An 11,949-nucleotide genomic window follows, 5' to 3' on the forward strand; every position below is an offset into this window, starting at 1 on the left:
TTTACTATTTTATAAAGGTTAAAATAACAAAAAATAGATGCCTGTGACCTTTCCAATGATGCCTTTCACGCATTTACCCGCTCGTTTTATGTGTATCATCAGCCTGAGTTTGCTCAGTGGATGCCAATTGGTCAAATTACAAGAAAATCAACTCAGTGCGTCACTAAATAATAAAACAGATAGCATATTAACCCATCAGAAGCTCAGTACATTTAGCCATCAAATCCTGTTAATGGTGAATGAAAGCGACCAATCTTGTTTAAATGCGCTTGAAAGCAGTATTCACAAAATGCGTAATAATGAAACTTTAGATATTGCTCAAGTCTATGCAGCAGCAAGTGAGCTGTACATGGCACGTGCTTTAAGCGCCGATCAAAATCCACAATGCAAAAAAAGCTTAAAACAACACAGCGGAAAATTAGCTTCAAGCAAAATAAAAATGTGTATGGATCAACAGCTTGCAGACTTTGATTTCAGTCTGCGCTACAGCTATGTCTATCTATTTAAATCCGCTCAAGCCCCTGAAGAACGCTTATTTGATTTGCGTCAGGGACAAGTCCGCACCTTTTATAATGTGGCTTTATCACGTTTAATCACCTCATCATTTACCCGTTTTGACTATCAGCAAATGCCTGAAAGTTTAATGTTGGGTTCTTCGCTTTATCATTTTAACTATGAACATTATCCTGAAATCAAAAATGCGGACATTGATAAATTACTGTCGAGCTATAATTTTAATTTTTCAGGCTTAAAAACCATTAACCGTCAGGAAGGCATTGGTTCTGAATTTGTCTTAGTCAAAAAAGCTACGGATCTGTCTGCTGCGCAGCCTTTTATACTAGATCCTGAACAGTATTATTCAAATAAACCCAACCCGAATATCCATACTGCACGCTATTTATCTGTTAGTGCGATCGCCGAGCCTGCCAAGACCAATAGCAGCATTAGTGAAATTTTGTCGCCGCAATCAGACTTTAAGGTTGAATTATTTAATCCCTATCAATTTAAAAAGGCAAAAATTGAATCTCAGTCCTATACCCTAACGGCCAATTATTCTGTGCCTTATGGACTTTGGTTAGCCGAAAATAAATTAGGACAATCTGGCTATTGGACACTTCTGAATAAGGAAGAACATTTGCGCATGCCACATGTGTTTATGTTAGAGCCTTATCAACCCAATAAAAAGATTATTGTCATGGCTCACGGATTAGCCAGCAGTCCTGAAACGTGGATCGGCCTGACCAATAACATTATGGGTGATCAAAAACTACGTGATCATTACCAAGTTTGGCAAGTGTTTTACTCAACCAATATGCCAATATTTGAGAGTCGTTTTCAAATCAATGCTTTACTTAAACAGGCATTTGCAACTGTTCAGCCCAATACGCCTTCGGCTCAAGATGCTGTCATTATCGGACATAGTATGGGCGGCATCATCAGTCGTTTATTGGTTAGTGATGCAGATATTTCCGCTCAAGCTATTCCACTCATGAACTATGAACAAAATACACAGTTACAACGTCATCCAATTATCCGCGATCGTTTTGTCTTTAAACCATTGAAGCCAGTTAGTCGTGCAATTTTCATTGCCGCACCGCATCATGGTACTGACTATGCAGACCGCTGGTTTACCAATTTGGCGAAAAAAATCGTGGTATTGCCTTTAAGTTTTTTAAATGATGTCAATGTTGAAATCCCAAATGCAAAAAATTCAACTATGGGTCTGATTAAGTCTGGGCCGGCAGATTTAAGTCAACAATCACGTTTTATGCTGTTGACCGCAGACATCATGCCAAATAAAGATATTCCTTATCATTCTATTATGGGGAATCAGACGCAAAGTACTGAGCCGAGCAAAATGTCGGATGGCATTGTTCCCTATACAAGTTCTCATTTAGATGGTGCGGTGTCTGAAAAAATATTCAATGGTGGACATTCAATTCATGAGTCTGCAGATGCCATTTTAGAATTGCGACGCATTTTGAGAGAACAAATGGATAAATAAGTAAACTTTTTAATCACGGTTTTTGTGAACTTGATCTTGTAGCTCGTCTAAAGTGAACTTTATCGTTTTTTGCCCTTTAGCTTTTTCTGCTAAATGCACATCTTCCGAAAGACAATCATTCAACATTGTTTGTGCATTTTCCAAAATTCGGTTTTGACTTTCAGAGCTACGAGCATCTAAAAGTTCTTCTAGTTTTTTAGCCATAATTAATAAATCCCCCTTAGATTCTTTTTTAGGTTGAAACGCTTGCAAAAAAGCGTAAATAGATAATATGGTTCATTTTTACCGATGTCCTAAAGATGTAAATAACAGTTAAATATTGATCTTTTTAGTTGGGTTATATTTATCTTTTAATAGCTAAAACAAAATGTTAAAGTTTTATTTTGATTATTTTTAAACCACAAATTCAACTACAGATAAAGATTATTATGAAATTAATAGCACTTAAATTAGAAAACTTTAGGGGATATCAGGGCGAAAACTTGATAAATATTGATTCAGATTTAACTGGAATCATTGGTAAAAATGATGCTGGTAAATCTACTATCTTAGAAGCACTAGATATTTTCTTTGAAAACTCTTCTTTAGATAAGAGTGATAAATGTGTGAACTGTACAGAAGAAGATAATGTTTCAATAACTTGTATTTTTGATGATATTCCAACTTCTCTAACACTAGATGCAACATCCGTCACTACTTTACAGAATGAATATCTATTAAATTCAGAGGGTCATTTAGAAATAAAAAAAACATTCCGTGTAAATCAAAAAATATCTACAGATCTGAGCTTGATTGCGAAATATCCGAGTAATTCCGGATTAGATAATTTGATAATATTGAAAAATGCAGATTTAAAAGCCTTATTTAAAACCAAAAATTTAGATATCTCTCAAGTAACCGATCAAAGATCTAATACATCATTAAGACAATCCTTATTTCAATCAGAGACACTCGCATTCGCAATTAAGGAAATTCCTTTAAACAAAGAGGATGCAAAAAATGTCTGGGATGTATTAAAAAACTTTTTACCTATTTATGCTTTATTCAAATCGGACCGAAATAGTAGCGATCAAGATAGCGAAGTCCAAGATCCTATGAAACTTGCTATCAAGCATGCTCTCTCTGAAATTCAACCACAATTACAAGTGATTCAAGAACATATCAAAAATAAGGTAGAAGATGTAGCAGGAAGAACTTTAGAAAAACTCTCTGAAATGGATTCAGCATTAGCAAAAGATTTAATTCCTGATTTTTCAAAGGAACCTAAGTGGGAATCTATTTTCTCGATGGCTTTAGCATCTGAACAAGGGATTCCTGTCAACAAAAGAGGAAGTGGTGTTAGAAGATTAATTCTTCTAAATTTTTTTAGAGCCGAAGCAGAGAAAAAATTTCAAGAAGCAAATGGACGATCTATAATTTATGCAATTGAAGAACCTGAAACTTCACAACATCCTAATTATCAGGAAATGTTGATAAAAGCTCTATTAGAACTATCTTTACTTCCTAAAACTCAAATTTTAGTAACAACACATACCCCTGCTTTGGCAGGACTTATGCCTATTACTAGCCTGAGATACATAGCTAAAAATGAGAGTAATCAACATGTAATTTCTCATACTGACAACGATGACATACTAAAATCTGTCAGTAGTGATCTAGGTATACATCCTTTTAGTGAAATTTCTAATCCTCAATCTCGAGGGTATATCTTTGTTGAAGGTGTATCAGATGTCGTATTTTTGAAACACATATTTGCTAAATATGCTGAAAAAGGATTGATCCAAAAAGATTATATCGCTGAATTAGAAGTACAACTGCTAATTAGTGGTGGAAGTGACAATCTAAAACATTGGGTTAATTATAAATTAATTGAGTCACTCCAAAAGCCTTGGGCTGTCTTTTTTGATTCAGATAATGATGGACAAAGCTGTCAAAAACATCAACAAAATTTAAATGTAAAAGCAAAATATCCCAATATAGTTTTTCATTTAACTGAAAAAAGAGAGTGTGAAAACTATCTACATCCTAATGTCATATTTAGAGTATCTAATAACAGACTTAACTATACTCCTGATAAATTCTCTGATCAAAAAGTGCTTTTAACTCCTCTTTTATCCGAATATATTGCTATTAAAAAAAGTAATTTAATTGAAAAATTATGGGGAAATAGTACATGTGAGGAAATTATTGAAAGTTGCACAGATCAACAAGGAAATAATGAATTCCTTCAATTCATTAATCAAATCGAGGAAAGATTTGGTTTAGTTGAATTAGAAAAAAAGACCGCCTAAGCGGTCTTTTTATTACTATCTCATCAAGCCACTGGCGACAAAGTAAACAACACCTGCCCTGTTTTCACTGTTTGCCCTTTTTCAATGGTAATTTCAGAAACCTTCATACGTTCAGGTGCAATAATTGGAATCTCAATCTTCATCGCTTCAATCACCGCAAGCGTTGCACCTTCTTCAACAATATCACCTGACTTGCATTCAATTTTCCAAATACTTCCCGGCATGTGCGATTCCACTGCACAGCCACCTTCTGGAATTTGAACATCACTATCATCGGTCACAGCATCTAAGCTTTCAGAAACATATTCTGCAAGCCCGGCTTCATGCCAACGACGACGTTCTTCATCAAAGTTGGCTTGTTGGATGGATTTAAATGCTGAGATTGATTCTGCATTTTCAGTCAAGAAGTCATTGTATTCTTTTAGGTTCAGTACACCTTCTTCTACACGCAGTTTTAAGCGACCCGCTTTGAAGTCCTCACGCATCTGCATCAGTTCAGCTTCTGAAACTTCATAAAACTTAATTTGGTCAAAGAAGCGGAGTAACCACGGTTTTCCTTGTTCAAAATCGGCATTTTTGCGGTAGCGTGACCACATCTGCGTGGTACGACCCACAAACTGATAGCCACCCGGACCTTCCATACCGTACACGCACATATAGGCACCGCCAATACCGACAGCATTTTCAGGTGTCCATGTCCGTGCAGGGTTGTATTTAGTCGTCACTAAACGCTGGCGAGGATCAAGTGGTGTTGCCACAGGTGCACCTAAATACACATCGCCCAAACCCATGACCAAATAACTCGCGTCATAAACCACATCTTTGACCGCTTGTTTGTCTTTTAAACCATTAATACGACGGATAAACTCAATATTGTCAGGACACCATGGTGCATCTGGACGTACCGTTTGCATATAGCGCTCTGTCGCTAGCTGGGTTTGTGAATCCTCCCAAGCAAGTGGCAGATATACGGTACGTGATGGGACTTGCATCTCGGTCACATCAGGCAGTTCAGCTTCAGCGACTTGTAATAAACGCAGTAAATCAATTTGATCAAGTTTGATCGAATCAAAATGGATTTGTAGCGAACGAATCCCCGGTGTGAGATCAATAATCCCTGTGATATTTTGCTTTTGTACCCATTGCATGAGCGCATGGATACGGAAACGTAAGTTTAGATCAAGTACTAACTCACCATATTCCACCAACATGTAGTTGTTGCCCGCAGGACGATACACCACATCCGGCAAGCCATTCTGACCTTTTAAAGTGTCAAGCACCGCATTTTTTAAGGTAGAAAGTTCAGGATAAAATGACTCATCAAATGCCACAACCTGCGTATCATTTGCTTCTAATTGCGCATGATATTTTTCATTTAAAAGTTTCGCTTGATGATAACTCACAGGTATAAATTTGACTTTGTCTCCTGCTTTCAATTGACCGAGTTTCCAAAGCTCAGAATTAATCACCACGGCAGGACAAACAAAGCCTCCTAAACTTGGACCATCTGGCCCCAAGATAATCGGCATATCACCCGTAAAGTCGATAGCACCAATGGCATAAGCATTGTCATGAATATTCGATGGATGCAAACCGGCTTCACCACCATCCTCACGTGCCCATTCAGGTTTTGGACCAATCAAACGAATACCTGTACGGCTTGAGTTAAAGTGAATCTCAAAAGTATTGGCAAAGAAGGTATCAATGTCTTTTTTAGTAAAGAAGTCTGGTGCACCATGCGGGCCGTACATCACCGCAATTTCCCATTCATGGCTAAACGTTGGCACTTGTTCAGGCGCAAGCGCTGTCACTTGTTCAGATGTAAATGCCGTGATTGGCAACATATCACCAATTAATAGGTTACGCCCTGCATGACCACCAAACTGACCAAGGGTAAAGGTCGCTTGTGAGCCTAAATATTCAGGCACATTCAAACCGCCTTTAATCCCGATATAGGTGCGACAACCTGTGGCGATTTTTCCACATTTTAGAATCTGACCTTTGCGCACATTCACGGTTTTCCACATTGGCACAGGCACACCATCAAGGGTTGATGGCATATCACCACCCGCCAATACAATTTGGCTATCACAGTGGAATTTTAAGCTTGGCCCTTGCAAAGTGCATTCAAGCCCTGCCGTGTTATATGTATTACCTAACAATTGATTCGCAACATTAAGTGACAGCGGATCAATCGCACCTGATGGTGGTACACCCACATCCCAATAGCCCAAACGACCTGTGACATCTTGCACAGAAGTTTGAATGCCTGATTGCAGCACTTCAATTTTTTGAGTTTTCCACTCAAAAGTATTGAGGAAACGTGTGGTTTGCGTACCGGCTTTAAATACATCACAGTCGATAATATTTTGTAGATATTCAAGATTAGTTTCGATGCCTGCAACCGATGTTTTGGCGAGTGTTTCGGTCATGGCTTGAATTGCAGAGTCACGATCATCCGCTGTGACAATGATTTTCGCAATCATCGGGTCATAAAATGATGAGACATTTGAACCTGTTTCCACCCACGTTTCATTACGGGCATGGCTATCAAACTCGACATGTGTAAGTAAACCTGCACTTGGCTGGAAGTTCTTAATTGGGTCTTCAGCATATAAACGCACTTGAATCGAATGACCTTTCGATTCAAGTTGTTCTGTTGGTGTAATCCAATCGCCACTACCGAGAGTGACCATCCATTCCACAAGGTCTACACCAAACACTTGCTCCGTCACGCCATGTTCAACTTGCAGGCGGGTATTCACTTCTAAGAAATAGAATTCCTGTGTGTCGGTATCCATGACAAATTCAACTGTACCTGCCGAACGGTAACTCACCGACTGCATGAGCCCAATCGCGACAGATTGAATATAGGCACGTTGCTCATCATTGATATGTGGTGCTGGGGTTTCTTCCACGACTTTTTGGTTTCGTCGCTGCACCGAACAATCACGCTCGCCAAGTGCCAAGACTAAGCCATTACCATCACCAAAAATCTGCACTTCGATATGACGGGCATTCTGTACAAATTTCTCTAAATATAAACCTGCATCTTTAAAGTTGGCTTGGGCAAGATATGACACTGTAGAATAAGCATCTTTCAGCTCTTCTTCATTCCACACCAAACGCATACCAATACCACCACCGCCCGCGGTACTTTTCAGCATCACAGGATAACCAATACGATTGGCTTCAAGCAGTGCTTCGGCTTCATCTGCCAAAAGCTGACTGCCCGGAAGAAGTGGTACATTGGCTTGAATCGCGAGTTGACGCGCGGTATGTTTTAAGCCAAAGGATTTCATTTGCGCCGAATTTGGCCCTAAAAATACAATGCCTTGCGCTTCACACAGATCACAAAATTCTGCATTTTCAGACAAGAAGCCATAGCCGGGATGAATCGCTTCTGCACCTGTTTGCTTTGCAACTTCTAAAATTTTATCGACATTTAAATAGCTTTGGCTGGCAGGACTACCACCAATAAATACCGCTTCATCAGCTAAGGTCACATGCAAAGAATCACGATCTGCTTCTGAATACACTGCAACGGACTGAATGCCTAATTTTTTCAGTGTACGGATCACACGGCAAGCGATTGCACCACGGTTGGCAATGAGGACTTTATTGAACATAGTATTACTCCTCGCCTTCACGAATGATCAATTGAATTTTTGTTGGGTTATAGGCATTACATGGGTTATTCAGTTGTGGGCAGTTTGAGATCAATACGACCAAATCCATTTCGGCTTTAATCTCTACATATTTTCCCGGTGCAGAAATACCGTCATCAAATTTCAAATGTCCCTCAGCGGTCACAGGCACATTCATAAAGAAGTTAATATTTGGGCCGATATGGCGCACGTTTAAGCCATGTTTTTTTGCAATCGGATGTTGTGACAACGCAATCATGAAATTATTACGGCAACTGTGCATTGGAAATTTGTCATGTGCATAGCGAACAGTGTTGCTTTCACATGAACATGCACCGCCTAAGGTGTCATGACGGCCACAATTATCGTCATGGATGGTAGCAATTTTTTTGCCAAAGTTAGTGTATAGCGCCGTGCCTTTTTCTAAATAAATCTGTTGGTTAATCGCTAAAGTATCCGTCGCGCTATAACGCTCTTCAGGGTTTTGGCTAGAGATAAATAGCGTATCCACCGCTTGATTGCCTTCGAGGTCAACGATACGGAAATATTGCCCTTTTTTGACTTCGCACATCCAAGCTTCGCCGGCAGGACATACTTCGCTTAACACTGATTTTTCAAAATTTTGTGTTGGATTTACTAATGCAGTCATGATCATTCCCCTCAAGCCGTTAAAGCGTAATAGCGTTTATTATTTTGAAAAGCACGTTGATTTTGCGGGCAAGAATCACGGCAAACATCGGTGTCTGCCAAAGGCAACGCCTTAAATAAACTTAGTTGTACATCAGCAGGGTTATATTCTTCTGCTTGAGATAATCCATGTGGTGCACTAGATAAAAAGACCAAACAATCCATTTCAAAGCGCAGTTCAATGACTTGATTTGTATTGTCCGATGCAACATAACTTAAGTTGCCATTGTCATCAGGTTGAACTTTAGAGAATAAATTTAAGGTACTGCTGAGGTCAGTTGCAGATAAGCCAAACTTGGTCATTTCAAGCAATAAGCTATCTTTGCCATTACGGTACATATCATTACGGGCATCTTGGAAAGTTTTGTTGCCGAATTGGTTTTCAATTTGCGATGCCGTACTTGGTGCACAAAAAGCATCATTCCAAGCGTGATCATCTTTGACTATCGAGATCATGGCACGGCCTAAATCCGACGCCAAAATATGACCTGTACTTAAATAAGCCGTGTGCTGCCCCTTAAGACTATCTGGCATGTTGTAACGTTCAAGCTTATCTTCACTATTTACACAGTACAGCGACACATTGGCATTTTGCCCTAGCGATTTAAGCTGTAATACTGCACCACGCTGAATACGCGCTGACCAGTGGTGCCCACCCGGTAAAAGTTCAGTCCATAGTGCTTTATCTTCATGATAATGTGTTGTGCTCATTGCAGCCTCTGCCTAATTCTTAACTGTTTACCTCCCGGGCTTTTATCCCTCCGTGCAGCTTTGCTTTGAATTAAAACGAAGCCGTGAACTCTCGGTCGCGGTCATACATGAAGATGTATCGGAACCCTAGATCACTTTATGATGTATGTAGAAATGCAAAGGCTGTGCCAATTTAGTATTACCAATTTATATAAACGTAATACTGCTATTTATTAGACTTTTTTATAGTATTGAGCTATAGCATGACCAAATCGGGTGCAACCCATGCACAAAATTGCTGCAAAAATTGCAAAAAAAAAGGCCCAAAATCATTTTTGGGCTTTATGTAATGCATAAAAATTATTTTACCAATATCTCATGGAACATATGACGTAGCCATTGATGGCTGGTTTTATGATGGCAAGACATATGCCAATATTGCTTCACGCCATAGGTTGGAAATGCAATCGGTGCGTCAAATATTTTTAAGTTGCCGCGCGAAAGCAATACTTCACTCAAGTAATACGGCACAGTAGCAATCGCATCAGTGTCTTGCACGACTAAGCCTACACCTAAATAACTAGGTAAACGCATCAAAATATCACGTTTTAAATCAAGGTTAAGCAGCTCATTTTCAATATGGTAGTGCCCCATCCCTGCATCAATATCAATATGCGACTCTGACAAATATTGCTCAGTTGTAATAGTGTCACCCGTTAATCGTGGATGATCCTTAGCTGCAATCACCACATAATATTGCTCAAACAATTTTTGCTGATAAAAGCCGTTTTCCAAATGCGGTAAAAACCCCAGTGCTAAATCAATTTCACCATTCGCCATTTGATAACTGGTTTCAGTGGTAATCGGGCGTACATTCAGACGTATTTGTGGCGCGTGTTTTTTTAGATATTGGCTGATTTTAGGCAATAAAACCAAATGCGAAACATCGGTCATGGCCAAAGTAAATTGTTGATCTGAAATGGCTTGATCAAAATTAATCGTAAAATTATTAATAGCTTCGACTTTACTCAAGGCTTCGCTAACTAAAGGAAATAATTGACGCGATAACTCCGTAGGCACCATTTCATTGCCGATACGTAAAAATAAGGGGTCGTTATAATGCTGTCGTATTTTATTTAAAATATTACTGACTGTAGGCTGACTCATCTGCAAGTGTTCAGCAGCTTGTGACACATTTTTGTACTTATAAACATGAAAAAAAATGCTAAGAAGTTTACAGTCCAATTCAAACACGAAAGATTTAGTCCCTAATTAAATATTGCAAGTTATGCTGTGCATCATCTGCTGAATTATACAAAAAGCCAATAACGAAATATTACTTTTATTGCAGATGAAACGCCAGTTTAGCCTGCTCAGTTGCATTTGGCTTTTCAACACTCCAATCAGTCCGCATAATAGACCCAGCACGAATTTGGATATCAACATGCTTCAAGGAAAAAAACTGGTTTGTTTTGATTTAGATGGCACACTTATCGACTCTGTTGGCGTGTGGAATCAGGTTGATGCAGATTTGATTCAACAGTTGACTGGACAAACCATCCAATTGGATTTAATTCAACGTGAACGTGACATTCAGCTGCAATTATTTAAAAACACACCAGACCCTTACTTAATGTACTGTAACTATCTAAAAGATACTTATAAGATTGAACAACACACAGCAGATCAAATCAAACAGCAACGATATGCCATTTCACAGCATTTTTTAGAACATATCATTTTGCTTAAACCACATGCAGCGTTATTTGTTCAACAGCTCATTCAGCAAGGCATTCAGGTGGCAATTACCACCACGACCAGCTTGCAAAATATTTATCGATATCAAAAAAATATCAACATTTATCCAAAGCTGCATTTTGAAAATAGTTTTGATCTGATCCTGACCCGTGAAAGTGTCAAAAATATTAAGCCGCATCCTGAAGTTTATTTACAAGCTATTCAACATTTTGCAGTAAAACCTGAAGAATGTTTAATTTTTGAAGATTCACTCATTGGTGTAGAAGCTGCAAATGCAGCAGGCATTGAAGTGGTTGCCGTGTATGATGCATATTCAGAGCACGAAATTGAGCAAATCAAAAATAAAGCGGATTATTTTATCCATGATTTCTCTTCTGTCTTAAACTAATGACTAGTAATCAATCATTCGCTTTAAAGTTAAAAAAGCAGCCCAATTTAGAGGCTGCTTTTGATTTTTTTGCATCAATAGATAATTGATCTATTTTACTTTTTTATAAATGGATCCAGACCCGACTAAATTTCCTGTTTTTTCGTCAATCGCAAATTCAACAGCACCTGTCCCAGAGTTTACAGCCAGTAACCCAGATTCAGCAACAGACGCAGGTACAGGATTTTTCTTTTCAGATTTACCACTTTGTTTATCTTTTAAAGTATTGGTAATGAAATAGTTTTCACCATTTTTACTAATAATCAGCGCATTTTCAAGTTGCGGATCTACTGCGGTATTTTGCCATGTTCCTGCATAATCGGGCGCTGGACTTTGTTTACATGCACTGAGGAGAACTGCGAGCAACATCGCAGAAAAAAATTGAATCTTTTTCAAAATACTGACCTTCTTTGTCAATGAGTTTTGCATTATAGAAAGCCTTGA

9 protein-coding genes and 1 riboswitch are annotated in these 11,949 nt (G+C 38.6%); of the genes, 3 read left to right on the plus strand and 6 right to left on the minus strand.

Translation table 11 applies throughout. The features are described from left to right. Positions 1-55 precede the first annotated feature (55 nt). Positions 56-2,005 (plus strand): triacylglycerol lipase, encoded by a 1,950-nt coding sequence (locus FTU16_RS03340; protein ID WP_180162693.1) that lies wholly within the window; start codon positions 56-58, stop codon positions 2,003-2,005. A 9-nt stretch (positions 2,006-2,014) separates the two neighbouring features. Here FTU16_RS03340 and FTU16_RS03345 read toward each other — a convergent pair whose 3' ends face one another. After that, entirely contained in the window at positions 2,015-2,209 is a 195-nt protein-coding gene (locus FTU16_RS03345) for a hypothetical protein (RefSeq protein ID WP_180162694.1), read from the minus strand. Between the two features lie 224 nt (positions 2,210-2,433). Here FTU16_RS03345 and FTU16_RS03350 point away from each other — a divergent pair, with 224 nt between their 5' ends. Next, complete coding sequence (locus tag FTU16_RS03350) at positions 2,434-4,296, plus strand: AAA family ATPase (RefSeq protein WP_180162695.1); 1,863 nt, start codon at positions 2,434-2,436, stop codon at positions 4,294-4,296. Between the two features lie 23 nt (positions 4,297-4,319). Here FTU16_RS03350 and uca read toward each other — a convergent pair whose 3' ends face one another. The 4 genes from uca to FTU16_RS03370 all read right to left on the minus strand — a co-directional run bounded on the left by uca (position 4,320) and on the right by FTU16_RS03370 (position 10,574). After that, a complete protein-coding gene (gene uca, locus FTU16_RS03355; protein ID WP_180162696.1) occupies positions 4,320-7,925 on the minus strand; it encodes an urea carboxylase in 3,606 nt (1,201 codons plus the stop codon). 4 nt (positions 7,926-7,929) lie between these two features. Next, the gene (locus tag FTU16_RS03360; protein ID WP_180106789.1) at positions 7,930-8,592 is read right to left on the minus strand and encodes an urea amidolyase associated protein UAAP2; all 663 of its coding nucleotides are present in this window, start codon (positions 8,590-8,592) and stop codon (positions 7,930-7,932) included. An 11-nt stretch (positions 8,593-8,603) separates the two neighbouring features. Next, positions 8,604-9,341: an urea amidolyase associated protein UAAP1 gene (locus FTU16_RS03365; RefSeq protein ID WP_180162697.1), complete on the minus strand. Its 738-nt coding sequence runs from the start codon at positions 9,339-9,341 to the stop codon at positions 8,604-8,606. A gap of 29 nt (positions 9,342-9,370) precedes the next feature. Further along, a riboswitch (guanidine-I (ykkC/yxkD leader) is annotated at positions 9,371-9,482 on the minus strand. Between the two features lie 198 nt (positions 9,483-9,680). Further along, on the minus strand, positions 9,681-10,574 hold the full coding sequence (locus FTU16_RS03370; protein ID WP_180162698.1) for a LysR substrate-binding domain-containing protein: 894 nt from the start codon (positions 10,572-10,574) through the stop codon (positions 9,681-9,683). 190 nt (positions 10,575-10,764) lie between these two features. Here FTU16_RS03370 and FTU16_RS03375 point away from each other — a divergent pair, with 190 nt between their 5' ends. Then, a complete protein-coding gene (locus tag FTU16_RS03375; RefSeq protein WP_180162699.1) occupies positions 10,765-11,466 on the plus strand; it encodes an HAD family phosphatase in 702 nt (233 codons plus the stop codon). A gap of 90 nt (positions 11,467-11,556) precedes the next feature. Here FTU16_RS03375 and FTU16_RS03380 read toward each other — a convergent pair whose 3' ends face one another. Beyond that, positions 11,557-11,874 (minus strand): hypothetical protein, encoded by a 318-nt coding sequence (locus tag FTU16_RS03380; RefSeq protein WP_373683882.1) that lies wholly within the window; start codon positions 11,872-11,874, stop codon positions 11,557-11,559. Positions 11,875-11,949: the final 75 nt, after the last annotated feature.

The sequence above is a fragment of the Acinetobacter sp. YH12069 genome, assembly GCF_013419675.1.
Classification (GTDB): domain Bacteria; phylum Pseudomonadota; class Gammaproteobacteria; order Pseudomonadales; family Moraxellaceae; genus Acinetobacter; species Acinetobacter amyesii.